This is a genomic window from Streptomyces sp. NPDC002588 (assembly GCF_040295925.1).
GTDB lineage: Bacteria > Actinomycetota > Actinomycetes > Streptomycetales > Streptomycetaceae > Streptomyces.
In genome coordinates this window covers 195152-216541 of record NZ_JBEOWF010000014.1, presented here as the reverse complement: position 1 = coordinate 216541, position 21390 = coordinate 195152, and the positions used below count along the sequence as shown (strand labels likewise).

Here is a 21390-nt window from a genome sequence, read left to right as displayed (position 1 = left end):
CCCGGTACGTCGTTAAGGTGAACCCATGAGCGAACCCTCCCGCTTCGACCGCGGCCACACCGACGACCTCATGTCCTTCCTCACGGTGAGCCCGTCGCCGTACCACGCCGTGGCCAACGCCGCCGCGCGGCTGGAGAAGGCCGGCTTCCGGCAGGTCGCCGAGACGGACGCCTGGGACGGGACGAGCGGCGGCCGGTACGTGCTGCGCGGAGGCGCGATCGTGGCCTGGTACGTCCCCGAGGGCGCGGCGCCGCACACCCCCTTCCGGATCATCGGCGCGCACACCGACTCACCGAACCTGCGGGTCAAGCCGCTGCCCGACACCGGTGCGCACGGCTGGCGCCAGGTCGCCGTCGAGATCTACGGCGGCCCGCTGCTCAACTCCTGGCTCGACCGCGACCTCGGCCTCGCGGGCCGGCTCACCCTGCGCGACGGTACGACCCGGCTGGTGAACGTAGGCCGCCCGCTCCTGCGCGTCCCCCAGCTCGCCATCCACCTCGACCGCGCGGTCAACACCGACGGCCTCAAACTCGACAAGCAGCGCCACCTCCAGCCGGTCTGGGGCCTCGGCGGCGATGTGCGCGACGGAGACCTGATCGCCTTCCTGGAGGAGGAGGCCGGGCTGCCCGCGGGCGAGGTCACCGGCTGGGACCTGATGACGCACTCCGTGGAGCCGCCCGCCTACCTGGGCCGCGACCAGGAGCTGGTGGCCGGGCCGCGGATGGACAACCTGCTGTCCGTGCACTCCGGTACGGCGGCGCTGGCGGCCGTGGCCACGGGCGGTGCGGACCTGCCGTACATCCCGGTCCTCGCCGCCTTCGACCACGAGGAGAACGGCTCGCAGTCCGACACCGGCGCGGACGGGCCGCTCCTCGGCAGCGTCCTGGAGCGCTCGGTGTTCGCGCGTGGAGGATCGTACGAGGACCGGGCGCGCGCCTTCGCGGGCACGGTCTGCCTCTCCTCCGACACCGGCCACGCCGTCCACCCCAACTACGCGGAGCGCCACGACCCGACGCACCACCCCCGGGTCAACGGCGGCCCCATCCTCAAGGTCAACGTCAACAACCGCTACGCCACGGACGGTTCGGGCCGCGCGGTGTTCGCCGCGGCCTGCGAGAAGGCGAACGTCCCGTTCCAGACCTTCGTCTCCAACAACTCCATGCCGTGCGGCACGACGATCGGCCCGATCACCGCGGCCCGGCACGGCATCCGCACGGTCGACATCGGAGTGGCGATCCTCTCGATGCACAGCGCCCGCGAGTTGTGCGGCGACACCGACCCGTATCTGCTGGCGGCCGCCCTGACGGCGTTCCTGGAAGGCTAGTGCCCCGGCAGGCAACGTTCGCCCCGTCGGCAATCGTTCCTGCCGGGGCACTAGTTCGCGAACATCGGGGTACCCGGAGGCGGAGGCCGGAACGTCCGGCTCACCGACAGGGAGGCGACGCCATGGGCCTCGGCGGATGCATCATCCTCATCGCCGTGGGAGCCATCCTCACGTTCGCGACCGACTGGCACATGCAGGGGGTCAACCTCGACCTGGTCGGCGTCATCCTGATGATCGTCGGCCTCATCGGCGTGACGACGTTCAGCAGCATCGCCCGCCGCCGGCGCGTGGTGGTGCCACCGCCCACCACGACGGTGGTCGAGGACCACCAGCGCAGGGAGCCCCCTTACTGACTCTTCATCACGAAACGGACGCACAGGAAAATTAAAGACAACCGTGAGCAGTCCGTTACTCGGGACAACTTGTCGGCTTATAGAGACTTCGTGAAGACTTGTGGGGACTGAGGGCCCGGCGTGCACAGTGCCGGGCCCGCTTTCTTCGCAACAGGGGGTCCCGGCGTGCTCGACCTCGCGGCACCCAGTGGTCCGCGACCGCACCGCGCGCGTCGCCACGCCTCCCGCCGGGCACACGCGGCCCCCGAGGAACCGGCCACGAGACCACGCCTCGCCGTCCTGATACCGGCCCACAACGAGGCGGACCGCATCGCCGCCGCCATCGACGGACTGCGCGACCAGACCCGGCGGCCCGACCTCGTCGTCGTGGTCTGCGACAACTGCACCGACGACACCGCAGAGATCGCCGTCGCGCACGGTGCCCAGGTCTTCCACACCCAGGGCAACACCCACAAGAAGGCCGGCGCCCTCAACCAGGCCATCGCCTGGATGCTGCCCCATCTCGACGACCGCGACCTGCTCCTGGTCCAGGACGCCGACACCGTCCTCGACCCCTGGTTCGCCGAGACCGCGCTCGCCACCTTCAACCGCAAGGTCGGCGCCGTCGGCGGCGTCTTCTACGGCGAGGAGGGCGGCGGCCTCCTCGGTCTGCTCCAGCGCATGGAGTTCCACCGCTACGCCTGGGAACTGGAGCGCACCGGCGGCAAGGCGCAGGTCCTCACCGGCACCGGCACCATGTTCCGCGCCCGCGTGCTGCGCGAGGTGCGGGCCGCCCGCCGCGCCGGCGTCATCGGCGGCGGCACCGGCTACTACAGCCTCGCCTCGCTCACCGAGGACGACGAGATGACGAAGGCGGTCAAGACCCTCGGCTACCGGGCCATGTCCCCGGCCGCCTGCGCCGTCACCACCGAGGTCATGCCGACCCTGGGCAAGCTGTGGCACCAGCGGCTGCGCTGGCAGCGCGGCGCCCTGGAGAACCTGCGCGACTACGGCTGGACCCGGGTCACCGCCCGCTACTTCGCCCAGCAGTTCCTGATGGGCTTCGGCGCGCTGTCCTTCCTGGTCTACCTCACCTACATGGTCACGTACACCACCCTGTACGGCTGGCCGGGCTTCTCGCCGTTCTGGACGGCGATCGGCCTGATCTTCGTGGTCGAGAAGACCGTCTCCGTACGCCGCGCCGGCCCCAGGGCCGTCCTGGTCGCGGCGCTGATGCTCCCGGAGATGCTCTACGACCTCTTCCAGCATGCCGTCTACTTCACCTCGCTGTGGGGGATGTTGCGCCGCAGCGAGGAGAAGTGGGTGGCGACATGACCCCGCCCCCCACCATGCACCCTCTCTAGGAGAAGCACGATGTACGGAAGAGTGATCGGCGCCGGAACCACGGGCGCCGGCGGCGCCACGCTGGCCGCGACCGGCCTGTGGTTGAACAGCATGGCGCTGCTCGTCACCGCCACCACCCTGGTGGCCGCGGGCGCGGCCCTCTACAAGCTGGCCCCGCGCCCGCGCCGCCGCTGAGCCCCGGGGGGCCTACTGAGGGTCCATCCCGGCCAGGACCAACGGCAGCCGGTCCGCCCCGCCCTCGGTGAGGCGGACCGGAACGCCCCAGTCCTGCTGGTGGACATGGCACGCCGGATACTCGATGGCCGGGTCGTCGTCGCACGAGGCCGCCATCGCGGAGACGTGCAGGACCCCTTCCTCGATCCCGGGGTTGAGCTCCAGCGTCCGGGAGAGGTCGGTGTCCGCGCCCTCGCCCTGGAGGAGCAGGTCAGCCGGGGTGGAGGAGACCAGCAGCCGGGTCGACGGGCCGTACCGCGTGTCGAGCTTCTGGCCGGCCGGGGCCTGGAAGACGACGTCCAACCGCAGCTTGCCCGGCGCCACTTCGGTGGCGGCGCGCTGCGTCCGATGGGCGACGGCCTCCACTCGCACCGCCTCCTCCGGCAGCCGCAGCCGGGTCAGCCGGTGCCGGGCGGACTCCACGACCACGACGTCCCCGCCGACGAGCACCGCGTCGCTGGGCTCCCGCAGGTCCGTGGCGAGGGTCGTGACCTCGCCGGTCGCGGGGTCGTAGCGGCGCAGTGCGTGGTTGTAGGTGTCGCTGACGGCGACCGAGCCGTCGGGCAGCGCGGTCACGCCCAGCGGATGCTGGAGCAGCGCCTGCCCCGCGGCCCCGTCCCGGTGCCCGAAGTCGAACAGCCCGGTGCCGACGGCGGTGTGGACGACGCCCTCCCGGTCCGCCCACCTGAGCGCGGACGTCTCGGAGTCGGCGATCCACAGCCGCTGCCCGTCGGCGGAGACCGCGAGCCCGGACGGCTGCGCGAACCACGCCTCGGCGACCGGCCCGTCGACGAGCCCCTCGTTGGTGGTACCGGCGGCGACGGCCACGGTCCCCGCCTCGGGGTCGTAGGTCCACAGCTGGTGGATGCCGGCCATGGCGATCCACACGCGCCCGTCGAACAGGGCCACGTCCCACGGCGAGGAGAGGTCGGTCTCGCGCCCGGGACCCGAGACCGGCGACCCCTGCCACCACTGCCTGCCCGTGCCCGCCAGCGTCGTCACCGCTCCGGAGGCGAGGTCGAGGCGCCGCAGCGCGTGATTGACGGTGTCGGCGACGACCACGGAGGTGTCGTCGAGGAGCGCGAGCCCCTGCGGCTCGTTGAAAGCCGCCGTGCCGGCGCCGCCGTCGGCGAAGCCACGCGCCCCGGACCCGATCCTCCGGACGACGCTCTCGCCGTCGGCGGCCAACTCGACCAGCTGATGCCGTGTGGTGTCACTGACGAGGAAGTTCCCGCCCGGCAGCACGAGGGCCTTGCCGGGGAAACGCAGGGCCGTCGGCTCCGGCTCCGGTGCCACGTACGGTCCGTCGCCGCGCCGCAGCGTGCCCTTCGCCTCGTGCTCGGCCTCCAGCTCCGCCACCAGCCGCTCGATGGCGTGCACATGCCCCTCACCGGCGTGCTGCGCGACGACGTACCCCTCGGGGTCGATCACGACGAGCGTGGGCCAGGCGCGCACCGCGTACTGCTTCCACGTCGCGAGCTCCGGGTCGTCCAGCACCGGATGCCCGACTCCGTACCGCTCCACCGCGTCCACGACGGCCTGGTGCTCCGCCTCGTGCACGAACTTCGGCGAGTGCACCCCGATGACGACGACGGTGTCCCGGTGCTTCTCCTCCAGCTCCCGCAGCTCATCGAGAACATGCAGACAGTTCACACAGCAGAAGGTCCAGAAATCCAGGACGACTATGCGTCCGCGCAGGTCGGCGAGGGTGTACTGCTGCCCGCCCGTGTTCAGCCAGCCGCCCTTGCCGATCAGCTCGGGGGCGCGGACACGAACGCGGCGGGGGGCCTTGTCGGGTGCGGAGTCGGTCATGCGTCAAGAGTGCCACCCGCCACCGACAGTCACGTCGGCGCGTGCCCCGCCGCCGCGTCCGCAGGACGACCGTGCGCGTGCGGCGCGAGACCGGACTCGGCCCGTCGGCCTACAGCCGGCGTTTCGGACCGGCCGCCGGGGAACCGGTGACGACATGAGATTCCTCGTACGCGAGCGGCTGCTCGCCTTCGGTGACGACTACTGGATCGAGGACGACCGCGGCAACAGGGTGTACCTCGTCGACGGCAAGGCGATCCGGCTGCGGGACACCTTCGAGCTGAAGGACACGCAGGGGCGCGTCCTGATCGACATCCACAAGAAGATGTTCGCCCTGCGCGACACGATGGTGATCGAGCGGGACGGCGAGCCGCTGGCGACCGTACGGCGCAAGCGGCTGTCACTCCTGCGCAACCACTACCGGGTGACCCTCGCGGACGGCCGCACCGAGCTCGACGTCAGCGGGAAGATCCTCGACCGGGAGTTCGCCGTCGAGTACGACGGCGAACTGCTCGCCGTCGTCTCCCGGCGCTGGCTGCACGTGCGCGAGACGTACGGCGTCGACGTCGTGCGGGAGGACGCGGACCCGGCGCTGCTGATCGCGGTGACGGTGTGCGTGATCCACCTGGCCGACAGGGAACGGGACGACGGCTGAGGGCCGGGCGGGCCCACCCGGCCGTCCGGGCCCGGCACGGGCTGTGGGCCGTACAACCATCCTTCGGCCTGGCATGTCTGACCTCATGTCAGACGCCGACCTCGGTTGGCTTTCCGAACCTGTCCGCCGGGAAGGCCGGCCCTCTCGCCGTTCCCGGCACTTCTCCTGTGGAGAGTGCATGCGTATTCGCGTTCCCGCGGCCGCCGCCGTCGTCTGCGGCGCTCTCGCGCTGACCGGCGCCACCGTTCCCACTGCCCAGGCGGCCGACACGGCGGGTGCCGCGCGCCCCTGGCAGCTAGCCCACTCCGCCCCCGCAACGGGGAAGTCCGCCTTCACGGCATCCGCCGCCGAGCCGTACAAGCTGGCGGTGACCTTCTCGAACGTGAAGATCGCGGGCAACAAGTCCGCGGTGTCCGTGGGCACGAGTGCCATCGTGCACGTGCCCTACAGCTTCACCCTCACGGCGACCAACGTGGACGGCCTCACCGACGACGACTTCTACGTCGGCCTGGACCTGTACCGGGGCTCCGCCTCGTCCCCGACGGCCGACCTGTACGGAGACAACGCGGCGACGTGCAGCGTCACCTCCTCCACGTCCTCCTCCGAGGGGGTCGTCACCGTGGAGACCTGCAAGGGGACCGTCGACATCTACCCCAAGTACGACCTCCACAACTCCGACGCCGGAACGAGCTGGCATTCGGTGGCCTGGGCCGTCGCCTACAACGGCCAGAACCCCAGCAACCCGGCGGACGTCAGCAAGATCGGCACCGCTGCCAGGACCGGGCTCTCCTCACCCGCGGTCCAGCGCCTGTCCAGGCTCACGACGAACGCGGCGCCCGAGCCGGTCAAGAAGGGCAAGACGGTCACGGTCACCGGTGCTCTCACCCGCGCGAACTGGGAGACCCACAAGTACGCCGGTTACACGGGCCAGAAGGTCAGGCTGCAGTTCCGCAAGAAGGGCACCAGCGTCTACAAGACCCTCAAGACCATCAGCTCCGACAGCCACGGCAACCTCAAGACGACCTACAAGGCGACGGCCGACGGTTACTGGCGCTACTCCTTCGCGGGAACGTCCACCACCCCGGCCGTCTCGGCCGCGGGCGACTACGTCGACGTCAAGTGACCACGCGCCCGTGCCGGGCGTCGCGAGCCGGTGAACCTTTCCGGTCGCAGCACTACGCCGTGTAAGGCCTGGTGGGCGGCTGGAGGGCGGGTACCCGGTCCTTCAGGGCCGGGAACTGCTCGCGGGTCGTGGCGACCTTCGCCGGGTCGAAGTCGACCGTGAGGACCTCTTCGCCCGGGCCCGCCTCGGCCAGCACCTCGCCCCACGGATCCACCACGATCGAGTGACCCGCCTGTGGAACTCCGGCATGCGTCCCGGCCGTTCCACAGGCGAGCACGAACGCCTGGTTCTCGACCGCCCGAGCCTGGGCCAGCAGCGTCCAGTGCGCCCGGCGGCGCTCCGGCCACCCCGCGGGGATCACCAGGGTCTCGGCACCGGCGTCGACGAGACCGCGGAAGAGTTCGGGGAAGCGGAGGTCGTAGCAGGTCGCCAGGCCGAGCGTGGTGCCCGGCAGCCGGACCGTCACCAGCTCCCGCCCCGCGCCCATCAGCACGGCCTCGCCCTTGTCGAAGCCGAAGCGGTGGATCTTGCGGTAGGCGGCGGCCGGCTCACCGGAGGGGGAGAAGACGAGAGACGTGTTGTAAAGGGGGCCCTCGGGGTCCCGTTCCGGGATCGATCCCGCGTGCAGCCACACGCCCGCGTCGCTCGCGGCCTTGGCCATCGCCTCGTACGTCGGACCCTGGAGCGGCTCGGCCTCGGCGGCGAACTCCTCGTAGGCGAAGGCCCCGGTGGTCCACAGTTCCGGCAGCACCACGAGGTCCGCCGCGCCGGCCTGCTCCCGCACCAGCGAGGCGACCCGAGCCCGCCGCGATTCGACCGATTCGCCCTCTTCTACGGCGATCTGGATCAGAGAGGCGCGCACACTACCACCGTCCTGGCATTCGAGCCGTCCACACGGGCCTACGATCGTCACACGAAAGCACTGCCGGGGTGCCTCACAGCAGCGTAACTTAGCGTTTCACGACACCCGCCGACAGCCGCCGACCGTCACCGTCTCCCGCTGGCAACGCCGCCACCCGCCGCCATCACTGCCCGTGCACCGACCGCCGAGGGGTCCCGTTCCGTGAGTCTGCATCCCACCCTCCAGCCCTACGCCGACGCCTGGACCCACTCCATCGAAGCGATATCCGAGCTGGTGCAGCCGCTCGCGGAGGGCGAGTGGAACCGGCGAACCCCGTGCCCCGGCTGGTCGGTCCGCGATGTGGTCTCGCATGTGATCGGTCTCGACAGCGAGATGTACGGCGACCCGCGCCCGATCCACTCACTCCCCCGCGATCTTTTCCACGTCACCAACGACATCCAGCGGTACATGGAGATGCAGGTCGACGTCCGCCGCCACCACACCGCGCCGGAGATGACCTCCGAACTGGAACTGATGATCATCCGGCGCAACCGGCAGCTGCGGGGCGAGTCGCGCCAGCCGGACGCCGTCGTGCGCGGCCCCCTCGGCACGGAGCTGACGTTCGAGGAGTCGATGCGGGCGCACGCCTTCAACGTGTGGGTACACGAACAGGACCTGCGCGCCGCCCTCGGCCACCCGGGCAACCTCGACTCCCCGGGCGCGCACATCGCCCGTGACGTGCTGCTCGCCGAGCTGCCGGCCGTCGTCGCCGACCGCGCCGACGCCCCGCGCAGCTCCGCCGTCGTCTTCGACGTCAACGGCCCGATCGAGTTCCTGCGCACCATCCGGGTCGACATCCAGGGCCGCGGCACCCTGGAGACGGTCCCCGCGCTCGGCCCCGCCGCCTCCTTCACCCTCGACTGGGAGACGTACGTCCGGCTGGCATGCGGCCGGGTGTCCCTGGAATCCGTCGCGGACCGGGTGAAGGCGGAGGGCGAACCGGAACTGACGGCGGCGATCCTGCGGAACTTCGCCGTCACGAAGTAACCACGTGGCGGACAACGGAACGGGCCCGCCGCGTGGATCACGGCGGGCCCGTCCTGTCACGGGTCAGCCCAGCTTTGCGAAGCCGTAGTTCAGCAGCTTCGTGGCGTCCGTGGCTCGCTGCGTGACGGAGCTGGAAGCCAGCACCGTGCCGACAACGGTCTTGCCGTTGCGGGTGGCGGCGAAGACGAGGCAGTACTTCGCCTCCGGGCCGGAGCCCGTCTTCACACCGATGGTGCCGCTGTAACTGCTCAGCAGCGTGTTGGTGTTGGTCCAGGCACCCATGGTGCGGATGGAGCCGGTCTTGGTGACCGTCTTGGCGGTGTACGACTTGGTCTTGACGACCGTGCGGAACGTCGAGTTCTTCAGCGCCTTGCTGGCGAGAACCGTCAGGTCCTTGGCGGTGGAGTAGTTGGAGCCGTTGCCGATGCCGTCGAACGAGTCGAAGTGCGTGTTCGTCATACCGAACGACTTCGCCTTGTTGTTCATCTTGGCGATGAAGTTCTTCACGCGGGCGGCCCGCGTCGTACCCGTGCCGAACTTGTCGGCCAGCGCGTAGGCGGCGTCGCAGCCGGACGGCAGCATCAGCCCGTAGAGCAGCTGACGGACGGTGACCTTGTCACCCACGATCAGGTGCGCGGACGACGCGTTGTTCGCGACGATGTAGTCGCTGTACGCCTTCTGGATGGTGACCTTGGCGTCCAGATTCAGGTTCGTCTGCGACAGCACGACGGCCGCGCTCATGATCTTCGTGGTGGATCCGGTGGAAAGCTTGGTGTTGGCGCCCTTGCCGTACAGCTGCGCGCTGTTGGCGTTGTTCATCACGTAGCCGGTCTTGGCAACGATCGTGGGCGTCGTGACGGCCTGCGCGGGTGCCGCGGCGAGGACTCCTCCGGCGAGCACTGCACTGGCCGTGGTGAGGACGGCGGCGGCTCGGCGAACTCGGATGCCCTTGATGGCGGTTATCAACTGAAATACCCCGATTATGTCGGATTTCCGTGAGGTGCGGCCGAGTTGGCATGGGGAAAGTTGGTGGGGCCGCACGTGTGTGACACGTAAGTAGCACAGAAGGTTGTGCGCCCGCTGGGGCGAATTTCTGATTACCCCTGGTTCCCTCGCAGTCGGCTGTCCGGGGCACGGGCCAACTCGGTCCCGCATGCTGGACCTTCCTCGCGATGCGTACGTGTTGTATCTATCCTGTGGCCATGCCGTCCTCAGCCCCGCCCGCGCTCGTGAAGGATCCGTCGCCGATCAAACAGCCGCCCGCCGCCGAGCGGGTCTACGCCCACGTCAAGCAGGGTGTCCTGGACCGTCGTTACGAAGGCGGCACCCTCCTCACCGAGGGCGAGCTCGCCGAGGCCGTCGGGGTCTCCCGCACCCCCGTGCGGGAGGCGCTGCTGCGGCTCGAGGTGGAAGGGCTGATCAAGCTCTACCCGAAGAAGGGCGCGCTGGTCCTGCCGGTGTCCGCGCAGGAGATCGCGGACGTGGTGGAGACCCGGCTGCTGGTCGAGGAGCACGCGGCGCGCAAGGCCGTGCCCGCGCCCGCCGGCCTCATCGAACGCCTCGAGGAACTGCTCGCGAAGCAGAAGGAGCAGGCCGCGGCCGGCGACCTGGCGGGCGCAGCGGTCACGGACCGCTGCTTCCACGCGGAGATCGTCCGCAGCGGGGGCAACGAGATCCTGTCCCGGCTCTACGACCAGCTCCGCGACCGCCAGTTGCGCATGGGCGTCGCCGTCCTGCACTCCCACCCCGACCGGATCGCCAAGACGCTGACCGAGCACGAGGAGATCCTCGAGGCGCTGCGCGCGGGGGATGCCGAGGGGGCCGTCGGGCTCGTCCACCGGCACATCGGCTGGTTCTCGCACCTGGCCCGCGGGGAGGTCCGATGAGCACCGCCCGGCCCGGAGCGAACTCCACCCTTCCGGGTGACCCGCCCGGCGGCCGTCGCGCGATGACCGTCTGGGGGATAGGCGTCTCCGTCTACTTCGTCGCCGTCATCTTCCGTACGTCGCTGGGAGTCGCCGGTCTCGACGCGGCCGAACGCTTCCAGGTGAACGCCTCGGCCCTGTCGACCTTCTCGATCCTCCAGCTCCTCGTCTACGCGGGCATGCAGATACCGGTCGGCCTGCTGGTGGACCGGCTCGGCACCAAGAAGGTGCTGACGATCGGCGTCGTCCTGTTCACCGCCGGACAGCTGGGCTTCGCCCTGTCCCCGACGTACGGCACGGCCCTCGCCTCACGCGCGCTGCTCGGCTGCGGTGACGCGATGACGTTCATCAGTGTGCTGCGGCTCGGGACCCGCTGGTTCCCGGCGCGGCGCGGACCGCTGGTGGCACAACTGGCGGGCCTCGCCGGGATGGCGGGGAACCTGGTCTCCACCCTGCTGCTGGCCCGTCTGCTGCACGGGGTCGGCTGGACGGCGGCGTTCGCGGGCAGCTCCGTGGCGGGTGTCGTCGTCCTGGTGCTGCTCGTCCTCTTCCTGAAGGACCACCCGGAGGGTCACGAACCGGAGCCCTTCCCGCACCGGGGCGCCGCGTACGTCCGCCGTCAGATCGCCGCGTCGTGGCGGGAGCCGGGGACCCGGCTGGGCCTGTGGGTGCACTTCACCACACAGTTCCCGGCGATGGTGTTCCTGCTGCTGTGGGGGCTGCCGTTCCTGGTGGAGGCGCAGGGGCTGTCGCGGGCCACGGCCGGCGAACTGCTGACCCTGGTCGTCCTGTCCAACATGGTCGTGGGCCTGGTCTACGGCCAGATCGTCGCCCGCCACCACGGGGCGCGGCTCCCGCTGGCGCTGGGCACGGTGGGCGCCACGGCGCTGATGTGGGCGGTGACCCTGGCCTACCCGGCCGAACACGCCCCCATGTGGCTGCTGATCCTGCTCTGCTCGGTGCTGGGCGCCTGTGGCCCCGCCTCGATGCTCGGCTTCGACTTCGCGCGACCCGCGAACCCGCCGGAGCGTCAGGGAACGGCCTCCGGGATCACCAACATGGGTGGTTTCGTGGCGTCCATGACGACGCTGTTCCTGGTCGGTGTGCTGCTGGACGCGACCGGCGGGGACTACACGATCGCGTTCTCGGTCGTCTTCGTCCTCCAGGCCCTCGGTGTCAGCCAGATCCTGCGACTGCGCAGGCGGGCGGCGAAGCGGGAACGTGAGCGGCTGGTGGCGAGCCGGGTGGAGACGGTGCACGTGCCGGCGTAGTCGGCAGCACGGCCCTCCGACCCCGCCCTGCCGGTGGCGGCCCCCGCCGGAACAGGGGCCGCCCGTTGCTCCGGCTCCTACGCCCAGGTGATCAGCCGCTTGGGCTGTTCCAGGATCGCCGCCACGTCCGCCAGGACCTTCGAGCCCAGTTCGCCGTCGACCAGCCGGTGGTCGAAGGAGAGCGCCAGGGTCGTCACCTGACGGGGCTTGACCTTGCCCTTGTGGACCCACGGCTGGAGCCTGATCGCACCGACCGCGAGGATCGCGGACTCGCCGGGGTTGAGAATCGGAGTGCCGGTGTCGACGCCGAACACGCCGACGTTGGTGATCGTCACCGTGCCGCCCTGCATGGCGGCGGGGGACGTCCTGCCCTCGCGCGCCGTGGAGACCAGCTCGCTCAGCGACTCGGCCAGCTGGGGCAGCGTCATCGCCTGCGCGTCCTTGATGTTGGGGACGAGCAGGCCCCTGGGCGTGGCGGCGGCGATGCCCAGGTTGACGTAGTGCTTGACCACGATCTCCTGCGCGGCCTCGTCCCAGGAGGCGTTGATCTCCGGGTGGCGCCGGATCGCGACCAGCAGGGCCTTGGCGATCAGCAGCAGCGGATTGACCCGCAGCCCCTGCATGTCGTACTTCTCGGGGGCCTGCTTCAGCTCTTCGACGAGCTTCAGCGTGCGGGTGACGTCGACCGTCACGAACTCGGTGACATGCGGCGCGGTGAACGCCGAGCCGACCATCGCCGCCGCCGTCGCCTTGCGGACGCCCTTGACCGGGACACGGGTCTCGCGGGCCGAGTCGTACGACACCACCGGCGCCGCCACGGGGACGGCGGCCGGCGCGGGAGCCGGGGCCTGCGGGGTGGCGGTGACCGGCTCGGGGGCCTGGGCCGGGGCCGCCGCCGCGTGGACGTCCTCGCGGGTGATGACGCCGTCCGGGCCGGTCGGGACCACCGCCGTGAGGTCCACGCCGAGGTCCTTGGCCAGCTTGCGCACCGGCGGCTTCGCCAGCGGGCGGTCCTTCACGGCGGCGCCCCCGTGGCCGTTCAGCTCGGCCTGGACGGCGGCCGCCGCGGGCTCCTGGGCCGGGATGCCGGTGCCCGTGCCCTTGCGGGGGCGGCGCTTGGTGGAGGAGGCGGCCACGCCGTAGCCGACGAGGACCGGCTGACGGCCGGAGCCCGCCGGCTTCTTCTCCTCGGCGGGTGCCTTCGCGGGCGCGGGAGCCCCGGCCGCCGCGTCCGCGGGGGCGCCGCCCGCGCCCGCCACTTCCACCGCGATGATCGACGTGCCCACGTCGACCGTGGTGCCCTCGGCGAAGTGCAGCGCGCGGACCACGCCGTCGTAGGGGATGGGCAGTTCGACGGCGGCCTTGGCCGTCTCGACCTCGCACACCACCTGCCCGTCGGTCACCGTGTCACCGGGCTGGACGAACCACTTGAGGATCTCGGCCTCGGTGAGGCCCTCGCCCACGTCCGGCATCTTGAACTCGCGTACGGACGCTTCCGTCATCGTCGTCACGACCCTCTCCTCAGTACGCCAGGGCACGGTCGACGGCGTCGAGTACCCGGTCCAGGCCCGGCAGGTACTCCTCCTCCAGGCGGGCCGGCGGGTACGGGGCGTGATAGCCGCCGACCCGAAGCACCGGGGCCTCCAGGTGGTAGAAACACCGCTCGGTGATCCGGGCGGCGATCTCCGCGCCGGAACCGAAGAACACCGGCGCCTCGTGGACCACGACCAGCCGGCGGGTCTTCTCCACCGACGTCTGGATGGAGTCGAAGTCGAGGGGCGAGACCGAACGCAGGTCCAGGACCTCCAGGTCACGGCCCTCCTCGGCGGCCGCGGCGGCGACCTCCTGGCAGAGCTTGACCATCGGACCGTACGCGGCCAGCGTCAGATCGGTGCCCGCACGGACCACCTGGGCCTTGTGCAGCGGGCCGGGGATGGCCTCGGTGCTGACCTCGCCCTTGTCCCAGTAGCGCCGCTTGGGCTCGAAGAAGATCACCGGGTCGTCGCTCTGGATGGCCTGCTGCATCATCCAGTACGCGTCGGACGCGTTGGACGGGGAGACGATCTTCAGTCCGGCCACGTGCGCGAACAGCGCCTCGGGGGACTCCGAGTGGTGCTCGACCGCGCCGATGCCGCCGCCGTAGGGGATACGCACGACGACCGGGAGCTTGACCTTGCCCAGCGAGCGGGCGTGCATCTTCGCGAGCTGCGTGACGATCTGGTCGTAGGCCGGGAAGACGAAGCCGTCGAACTGGATCTCCACCACCGGCCGGTAGCCGCGCAGCGCCAGGCCGATCGCCGTGCCCACGATGCCGGACTCCGCGAGCGGGGTGTCGATGACGCGGCTCTCGCCGAAGTCCTTCTGCAGACCGTCCGTCACCCGGAAGACACCGCCGAGCTTGCCGACGTCCTCGCCCATGATCAGGACCTTGGGGTCGGTCTCCAGGGCGCGGCGCAGCGACTCGTTGATCGCCTTGGCCAGGGCCATGTTCGTGAACGTGGTGTCGGCCATCTCACTTACCCCCGTCTTCGTCCGCGAACGACGCCTGGTAGGCGGCGAACTGGGCACGCTCCTCGTCGACGAGCGCGTGCCCGTCCGCGTACACGTTCTCGAAGATGGCGAAGTGGTCCGGGTCCGGCATGGCACGGACCACTTCGCGCACTCGCCTTCCCAACGCCTCGCTCTCGGCCTCGAGTTCCGCGAAGAATCCCTCGTCCGCGTGGTTTGAGGTCTCCAGGTGGCGGCGAAGGCGCAGGATCGGGTCCTTCGCCTCCCACGCCTCGCGCTCCTCGTCGGCCCGGTACTTCGTCGGGTCGTCGGAGGTGGTGTGGGCGCCCATGCGGTAGGTGTACGCCTCTACGAGGGTGGGGCCCTCGCCGCTGCGGGCCCGCTCCAGGGCCCAGCGGGTGACGGCGAGACAGGCCAGCACGTCGTTGCCGTCGACGCGGACGCCGGGGAAGCCGTAGCCCTGCGCGCGCTGGTACAGCGGGACGCGGGTCTGCTTCTCGGTCGGCTCGGAGATCGCCCACTGGTTGTTCTGGCAGAAGAACACCACCGGCGCGTTGTAGACGGCGGAGAAGGTGAACGATTCGGCCACGTCGCCCTGGCTGCTGGCGCCGTCGCCGAAGTAGGCGATCACCGCGCTGTCCGCGCCGTCCTTGGCGACGCCCATCGCGTATCCGGTCGCGTGCAGCGTCTGGGAGCCGATGACGATCGTGTAGAGCTGGAAGTTGTTGCTGTTCGGGTCCCAGCCACCGTTGTTCACCCCCCGGAACATGCCGAGCAGGTTGGTGGGGTCGACCCCTCGGCACCAGGCCACACCGTGCTCGCGGTAGGTCGGGAAGACGTAGTCGTCGTCGCGCAGGGCCCGGCCGGAGCCGATCTGGGCGGCCTCCTGGCCGAGCAGGGACGCCCACAGGCCCAGCTCGCCCTGGCGCTGCAGTGCGGTGGCCTCGGCGTCGAAACGACGGGTGAGCACCATGTCGCGGTAGAGGCCGCGGAGCTCTTCGGGGGTGACACCGGCGACGTACTTGTCGTACTCGGCGTTCTTCACGCGCTTGCCCTCGGGCGTCAGCAGCTGTACGAGTTGGGGCTCGGCGCCTGGCGCGTTCCTTGCGGTCGTGCGCTTGCCGGCCGTGCTCTTGGTTCCGGCGCTGCGTCGCGGTTTGCGCGCGGCAGTGCTCTCCACGGTCACGTGTGCTCCTCCGTCGGTCCGGCTACCCGGGTTCGCCGGGAGCCTGGGGGTCCCCCCAGCTCCGTTCAGGAGCCTGGGGGAGGCTCACCTGCACCCCCGCGGTCGCACGGGGTGGGTGCGGCCAGACGGGCACAGGCGTGACAGGTGCCCCGGCGAGCGCCCTGCAACAGGCACGTTACCCACAGCTCCACATTTCTGTGAAACCCCTCCTGACCTGCGTTTTTGCTTGGATTTCCAAGTAAATCGCCAAATCGGGGACTCTGCCTGGTCACAGCCTTGCAGGGGGCCGGAACAACGGCACGTTATCCCGGTGACCCAGGTCACGGGAAGGGTTCACTTACGGGAACCGCGTCCGAAAATCCGATGCGAATTTCAGCCATCCGGCCGCAGGAGCCCCCGCCCGCCCCTCGCCTCCCGGAACGAACATCCCGCGATCACCTGTGACAGCCGATGACCTTCTGTGACAGTTCCCAGTTCACGTGCAGGCGCACGCCATCCTCGACATCCCGTGCTCAGCCGGGGCGACACCCCCGTCGGCGTTCGCCGACCGAGCGGACCGAGCGGACCGAGCCCGAGCCGCACGAAACACACACGCGCGCGTGGAGCCTTGTCACGGCTCCACGCGCGCGTGGTGGAAAAATGGCCGAAATCGGCGGAAACGACAGACGGTGGACGGGGCGGCGGACGCCGGTCAGTTGCCGAGGTTGCCGAGGGTCGTCGTCCCCTGGTCCGTACCGCTCGTGGTCCCCTCCGTCTCACCGGTCCCGCCGTCCGCCCCGGGGTCGCCGGTGCCGGGGTCCGTGCCCGTCGGCTCGCTCGACGGCGCCGACTCCGTGTCCGTCGCCGTCGGCTGGCTGGTGACCGTCTGGGACGGGGTGTACGACGGGGTGTGGGAGGGCGTGTACGACGGGGTGTAGTTCTGGCCGGCCCCCGAACCCGTGCTGTCGTCCGTGTTGTCGTCCGTGGAGGTCTCGCTCTCCTCGTCCGTCGGGGACGCGCTGGGCTGCTCCTCGGTCGCGGACTGCGTGGCGCTCGGCGACTTCGTGGTGCCGTTGTCGCCGGTGCCCGAACTCTTGTTGTTCAGGGCGAGCGCGACGCCCGCGGCGATGGCGATCACCGCGAGGACGGCGAGAATCCACAGCTTGCCGCGGCCGCTGCCCCTGTTGCCGTGCCCCTCGAACCCGCCGTCGTCACCGCCGCCGTACCCCGTGGGCAGGATCGGCTGGGGGATCTGCGAGGTGCTGGAGCCGTCGTGGTGCGGCATCACCGTGGTGCCCGCGTAGCCGCCCGCGGCCGCGCCCCCGGCGACCGGTCCGGTGTTCCAGGTGCCGGTGTGGCCGCCCTGGTCGTAGAGCATCTGCAGCGCGTACTGGACGAGTCCGCGCATCTCCTCGGCCGTCTGGAAACGGTCGTCGGGCTCCTTGGCGAGGGACCGCATGACGAGGCCGTCGAGTTCCGGCGGGCACTCGCCGCCCGAGGTCTGGGACGGCGGCACCGGAATGTCCTGGACGTGCTGGTAGACCACCGACAGCGGAGTCTCGCCGGTGAACGGCGGGCGCAGCGCCAGGAGTTCGTAGAGCAGGCAGCCCGTCGCGTACAGGTCGGAGCGGTGGTCGACGGCCTTGCCCAGCGCCTGCTCCGGGGAGAGGTACTGCGGGGTGCCCATGACCATGCCGGTCTGCGTCATCGTCGTGGACGCGCCGTGCAGGGCGCGCGCGATGCCGAAGTCCATCACCTTGACGGCGCCGTTGTGCGTGATGATCACGTTGGCGGGCTTGATGTCACGGTGCACGATGCCGTGCTGGTGCGAGTAGGCGAGCGCCTCCAGCACCCCGGAGGTGATGATCAGGGCCTGCTCGGGGCCCGGTGCCTCAGCGTTGAGGAGCAGGTCACGGATCGTGCGCCCCTCGACGATCTCCATCACGATGTACGGCACGCTCTGGCCGCCCACGAAGTCCTCGCCGGAGTCGTAAACGGCGACGATCGCGTGGTGGTTGAGGCCGGCCACGGACTGCGCCTCACGCGTGAAGCGGGCCTTGGACACCGGGTCCTCGGCGAGGTCCGCGCGCAGCAGTTTGACCGCTACGGTCCGGCCGAGCCGTACGTCCTCGGCCGCGAAAACCTCGGCCATACCGCCCCGGCCGAGTCTGCGGGTGAGCCGGTACCGGCCGTCGCCGACCAGCCCGCCGTTGCCCCAGTTCTCCGGCGCGTCTGACATACCGCCGCCAGCCGCCTCGGGGTCGGACGGGCCCTGAGCGCGCTGCTGTGCCATCAGTCCTCGCCGTCGTTTCTGCCCGCGGTGCGCGCGGTGTTGTCACGGTCTCCGTCGGCCACGCTACAGCCTCCGCGCAAGCCGCCGGTCCGGGATGAGCCCCTGATGAGCCCCGCGGCCGTTCCAGGGCGGACCGGCCATCAAACCCGGACAACGGGTCGGCGTGCAAATTGTGTGTACCGGCCGTACGGCACCTGTAACGCTTGCGCGACGCTTCTTTCTCGTAGGGTCACGGAACGGGCACCGAGCTTGACGTGTCAGTGCCCTGCGGCAGACTTGGCCGGGAATAGCACTATCGATCAACGATGGTCAACGGCATCGGCGACAGTCCACGGCACCGTCGACGGCGTCCGAAGGCCTACGGGGGACTCAGAGGATGAGCCAGGACGGCGCACACGGCCAAGGCCCCGGGCGGGCCATCGCCGGCGGCCGCTATCAGCTGCGCGACTTGCTCGGCCAGGGCGGCATGGCCTCGGTGCACCTCGCGTACGACTCCGTGCTGGACCGCCAGGTCGCGATCAAGACACTCCACACCGAGCTGGGCCGCGAACAGGCCTTCCGCGAGCGGTTCCGCCGCGAGGCCCAGGCAGTGGCCAAGCTCACGCACACCAACATCGTCTCCGTCTTCGACACCGGCGAGGACGACGTGAACGGCCTGACTACGCCGTACATCGTCATGGAGTACGTCGAGGGCCGCCCGCTCGGCTCGGTGCTCGACGAGGACGTACGGCAGCACGGCGCGATGCCCGCCGACAAGGCGCTGAAGATCACGGCGGACGTGCTGGCCGCGCTGGAGATCAGTCACGAGATGGGGCTGGTCCACCGCGACATCAAGCCGGGCAACGTGATGATGACGAAGCGCGGTGTCGTCAAGGTCATGGACTTCGGCATCGCGCGCGCGATGCAGTCCGGTGTGACGTCGATGACGCAGACCGGCATGGTCGTCGGCACCCCGCAGTACCTCTCGCCCGAACAGGCCCTGGGCCGTGGTGTGGACGCCCGCTCCGACCTGTACTCGGTCGGCATCATGCTGTTCCAACTGGTCACCGGGCGGCTGCCGTTCGACGCCGACTCGCCGCTGGCGATCGCGTACGCGCACGTGCAGGAGGAGCCGGTGGCGCCCTCCTCGATCAACCGCTCGCTGCCGCCGGCCGTGGACGCGCTCGTCGCCCGCGCGCTGAAGAAGAACCCGAACGAGCGTTTCCCGACCGCCGTCGCCATGCGTGACGAGTGCCTGCGCATCGCCGCCTCCCTCCAGCCGGCCGCGCCGAGCATCGTCCCCGGCACCCCGCCGCAGAGCGGCTCGGGCGTCGGCTCCGCCGTGTTCCCGCCGGTCGGCCAGAACACCCCCCGGCCGCCCGTGGACCACGTCCGGACGCCGTACCAGCCTGCCCCAACGCCCGCCCCGAACAACCCGTACGGCACCCCGGCGCCCGCCCCTGCGTCGTACGGCTACCCGCAGCAGGGCGGCTACCAGACGCCCGCTCCGGCCTACGGCCACCAGCAGGGGCCGCCGACGCCCCCGGCGTACCACCTCCCCCCGCAGCACCCGACGGCGGTGCCGCCGGGCGGCGGCAGGAACAGCAAGCTGGTGGTCATCGGCTCGGCCGTGGTCGCGGTGGTGGCGGTGGGCGGGTTTCTGATGAGCCTCACGTTCAACAGGAGCGACAGCAGCGGCGGCGGCAGCGCCGACTCCAGCGCCTCGGCGTCGGCGACGAAGGCGGCGGGCTACCGCGGCCCGGACACGTCCAAGACGATCGAGTCGACCGAGTGCACCGAGCCGGAGGAGTCGTACAACGACCCCGACAAGGTCCGGATCCCGAGCTTCAAGTACAAGTACCTCGCGTCGGTCAAGGAGTGCTTCCAGGCCGCCGGCTGGAAGATGAAGATCAAGTACGTGGACGAGAACACGTACGGCGACGGCGCGGTCATGGACCAGTTCCCGTCCGCCGGTACGGACGTCGACCCGGACGCCGTGCCGGAGATAGAGCTGAGCGTGTCGACGGGCAACCCGGCGTCGTCCTGAGAGGGAAAGAGGGGCAGAGAAAGAGGGCCCGGCTCACCGCCGGGCCCTGCGTCGTCCACGGCTCTGACAGCGTGGTCGGTCCTGGGTGTACTGATCACGAGCGTTGTCGACGCCCGGTACCCGGGTCACCCGAAGGCAACCGACTAGAGGTACGGCCCGCCCGTCCGGCCGCCCGCGCGCGGGTCGTCACCGCCCTCGTGGCCCCCCACCCCCGGCGGCAGCGCGCGGCGCATCTGCTCCAGCTGGGCACGCGCGGCCATCTGCTGCGCGAACAGCGTGGTCTGGATGCCGTGGAACAGGCCCTCCAGCCAGCCGACCAACTGGGCCTGGGCGATCCGCAGTTCCGCGTCGCTGGGCGTCGACTCCTCGTTGAAGGGCAGTGAGAGCCGCTCCAGTTCCTCGACGAGCTCCGGCGCGAGACCGTCCTCCAGCTCCTTCACCGAGCTTGAGTGGATCTCCTTGAGCCGGGCCCGGCTCGCCTCGTCCAGGGGGGCCGCGCGCACCTCCTCCAGCAGCTGCTTGATCATGCTGCCGATCCGCATGACCTTCGCCGGCTGCTCGACCTGCTCCGTCACCGGGATCTCACGGGAGTCCTCGTCCGCGTCCACGCCACCGAGTGCCATGCCGTCCTGGCCCACGACCAGGATCTTCTGGGCGGTCTCCGGCGACCTTTCGTTCCTCGGCATCTCCATGCCGCCATTCTCTCGCACTGCCCCACCTCATCACCGTGGAGCCCCCCAGGGAAGGTGATCCACAGTTTCCCGCCCGGATCCTGCCGGGATCTCGCCCGGATCCTGCCCGGATCCCGCGCGGAGCAGTCCGGAATGCGGGTTGATGAGGCGAATGTGAATCTTGTTCCCTGAATCGTCGACTTCTTGTTCCGTCGGCGACCGGACCCGGGAGGAGGGAGCGAGCGTGACTCCATGGCGGCGGGGGTTGTGCGCGGTGGGGGTGGGAGCGGCGGTGGTCCTGCCCGGGTGCGGCCCGGCCTACGCCGCCGGGCCGGCGAACGCCGCCATGTCGGCGTCGGCCGCTCCGTCCCCCTCCCCATCTCCCTCCGAGCCCGAGCGCGCCGGGAGCCGGGCCGGTGAGGGGCGGGCACGGCCGGGACGCCCGGACGAGGACCGCGACGAGCACGCCGAGGACGAGGACACCGGCGACGGCACGGGCGGGGAGGGGGTGGGCGAGGACGACTCCGAGGCCACCGGCGATCCCGACGCCGAGTCGACGCCCGACGGCGATGCCGATCCGGACGCGGAGAGCGACACGGGGACCGACGCGGGGGACGGCTCCGAGTCGCCCGCCGGCGTCGCACCGGAGGGGTCCGAGGCGCCGCAGGACGGGCTGCGGCAGGCCGCAGCGCCGGGCGAGCGGGCCGACGGGCCGGTGCTGCGGATCCTGCCGCTGGGCAGCGGACTGGTCCTCATCGGGCTGGGCCTCGCCCTCGGCCTCGCCGCCCTGCGGCTGCGGCGGTCCTGAACCGTCGGCTCTCC

The 21390-nt window shown here is 70.6% G+C and carries 19 protein-coding genes; 11 read left to right on the top strand and 8 right to left on the bottom strand.

The annotated features are described in order from the left end of the window. Positions 1-25: 25 nt before the first annotated feature. From ABT057_RS18585 to ABT057_RS18570, 4 genes are all read left to right on the top strand, one after another. A complete protein-coding gene (locus tag ABT057_RS18585; RefSeq protein WP_352344131.1) occupies positions 26-1324 on the top strand; it encodes a M18 family aminopeptidase in 1299 nt (432 codons plus the stop codon). A gap of 122 nt (positions 1325-1446) precedes the next feature. Further along, the gene (locus ABT057_RS18580) at positions 1447-1677 is read left to right on the top strand and encodes a DUF6458 family protein (RefSeq protein WP_352344130.1); all 231 of its coding nucleotides are present in this window, start codon (positions 1447-1449) and stop codon (positions 1675-1677) included. Between the two features lie 165 nt (positions 1678-1842). Next, entirely contained in the window at positions 1843-2991 is a 1149-nt protein-coding gene (locus ABT057_RS18575) for a glycosyltransferase family 2 protein (protein ID WP_352344129.1), read from the top strand. Between the two features lie 39 nt (positions 2992-3030). Continuing rightward, on the top strand, positions 3031-3195 hold the full coding sequence (locus ABT057_RS18570; protein ID WP_352344128.1) for a hypothetical protein: 165 nt from the start codon (positions 3031-3033) through the stop codon (positions 3193-3195). A gap of 12 nt (positions 3196-3207) precedes the next feature. Here the strand turns inward: ABT057_RS18570 and ABT057_RS18565 are convergent, their stop codons facing one another. Continuing rightward, positions 3208-5046, bottom strand: coding sequence for an NHL domain-containing thioredoxin family protein (locus ABT057_RS18565; protein ID WP_352344127.1), 1839 nt, complete (start codon positions 5044-5046; stop codon positions 3208-3210). Between the two features lie 154 nt (positions 5047-5200). Between ABT057_RS18565 and ABT057_RS18560 the strand changes: the two genes are divergently transcribed. Both ABT057_RS18560 and ABT057_RS18555 read left to right on the top strand, forming a co-directional pair. After that, complete coding sequence (locus ABT057_RS18560; RefSeq protein WP_352344126.1) at positions 5201-5698, top strand: LURP-one-related/scramblase family protein; 498 nt, start codon at positions 5201-5203, stop codon at positions 5696-5698. Positions 5699-5876: 178 nt separating this feature from the next. Further along, positions 5877-6821, top strand: coding sequence for a hypothetical protein (locus ABT057_RS18555; protein ID WP_352344125.1), 945 nt, complete (start codon positions 5877-5879; stop codon positions 6819-6821). A 52-nt stretch (positions 6822-6873) separates the two neighbouring features. On the opposite strand, the gene ABT057_RS18550 is transcribed toward ABT057_RS18555, so the two are convergent. Next, positions 6874-7683, bottom strand: coding sequence for a carbon-nitrogen family hydrolase (locus ABT057_RS18550; RefSeq protein WP_352344124.1), 810 nt, complete (start codon positions 7681-7683; stop codon positions 6874-6876). A 201-nt stretch (positions 7684-7884) separates the two neighbouring features. On the opposite strand from ABT057_RS18550, the gene ABT057_RS18545 reads away from it, so the two are divergent. Next, on the top strand, positions 7885-8709 hold the full coding sequence (locus ABT057_RS18545) for a maleylpyruvate isomerase family mycothiol-dependent enzyme (RefSeq protein WP_352344123.1): 825 nt from the start codon (positions 7885-7887) through the stop codon (positions 8707-8709). A 63-nt stretch (positions 8710-8772) separates the two neighbouring features. On the opposite strand, the gene ABT057_RS18540 is transcribed toward ABT057_RS18545, so the two are convergent. Continuing rightward, a complete protein-coding gene (locus ABT057_RS18540) occupies positions 8773-9675 on the bottom strand; it encodes a D-alanyl-D-alanine carboxypeptidase family protein (protein WP_352344122.1) in 903 nt (300 codons plus the stop codon). A 236-nt stretch (positions 9676-9911) separates the two neighbouring features. Between ABT057_RS18540 and ABT057_RS18535 the strand changes: the two genes are divergently transcribed. Further along, the gene (locus tag ABT057_RS18535; RefSeq protein ID WP_352344121.1) at positions 9912-10595 is read left to right on the top strand and encodes a GntR family transcriptional regulator; all 684 of its coding nucleotides are present in this window, start codon (positions 9912-9914) and stop codon (positions 10593-10595) included. 62 nt (positions 10596-10657) lie between these two features. After that, the gene (locus tag ABT057_RS18530) at positions 10658-11905 is read left to right on the top strand and encodes an MFS transporter (protein ID WP_352344148.1); all 1248 of its coding nucleotides are present in this window, start codon (positions 10658-10660) and stop codon (positions 11903-11905) included. A 77-nt stretch (positions 11906-11982) separates the two neighbouring features. Here the strand turns inward: ABT057_RS18530 and ABT057_RS18525 are convergent, their stop codons facing one another. The 4 genes from ABT057_RS18525 to ABT057_RS18510 form a co-directional block, all read right to left on the bottom strand. Continuing rightward, positions 11983-13416 (bottom strand): dihydrolipoamide acetyltransferase family protein, encoded by a 1434-nt coding sequence (locus tag ABT057_RS18525; protein WP_352344120.1) that lies wholly within the window; start codon positions 13414-13416, stop codon positions 11983-11985. Positions 13417-13426: 10 nt separating this feature from the next. Then, positions 13427-14416 carry an alpha-ketoacid dehydrogenase subunit beta gene (locus ABT057_RS18520; RefSeq protein ID WP_352344119.1) on the bottom strand — a complete coding sequence of 330 codons (990 nt, stop codon included), beginning with the start codon at positions 14414-14416 and terminating at the stop codon, positions 13427-13429. 1 nt (position 14417) lies between these two features. After that, entirely contained in the window at positions 14418-15599 is a 1182-nt protein-coding gene (gene pdhA / locus ABT057_RS18515; protein WP_352344118.1) for a pyruvate dehydrogenase (acetyl-transferring) E1 component subunit alpha, read from the bottom strand. Between the two features lie 691 nt (positions 15600-16290). Then, positions 16291-17817, bottom strand: coding sequence for a protein kinase domain-containing protein (locus tag ABT057_RS18510; RefSeq protein ID WP_502973936.1), 1527 nt, complete (start codon positions 17815-17817; stop codon positions 16291-16293). Positions 17818-18247: 430 nt separating this feature from the next. On the opposite strand from ABT057_RS18510, the gene ABT057_RS18505 reads away from it, so the two are divergent. Beyond that, entirely contained in the window at positions 18248-19897 is a 1650-nt protein-coding gene (locus ABT057_RS18505) for a protein kinase domain-containing protein (RefSeq protein ID WP_352344117.1), read from the top strand. Between the two features lie 143 nt (positions 19898-20040). Here the strand turns inward: ABT057_RS18505 and ABT057_RS18500 are convergent, their stop codons facing one another. Beyond that, positions 20041-20589, bottom strand: a complete 549-nt coding sequence (locus ABT057_RS18500) for a bacterial proteasome activator family protein (RefSeq protein ID WP_352344116.1) — start codon at positions 20587-20589, stop codon at positions 20041-20043. A 223-nt stretch (positions 20590-20812) separates the two neighbouring features. Here ABT057_RS18500 and ABT057_RS18495 point away from each other — a divergent pair, with 223 nt between their 5' ends. Further along, entirely contained in the window at positions 20813-21376 is a 564-nt protein-coding gene (locus ABT057_RS18495) for a hypothetical protein (protein WP_352344115.1), read from the top strand. The last annotated feature ends 14 nt before the right edge of the window (positions 21377-21390 follow it).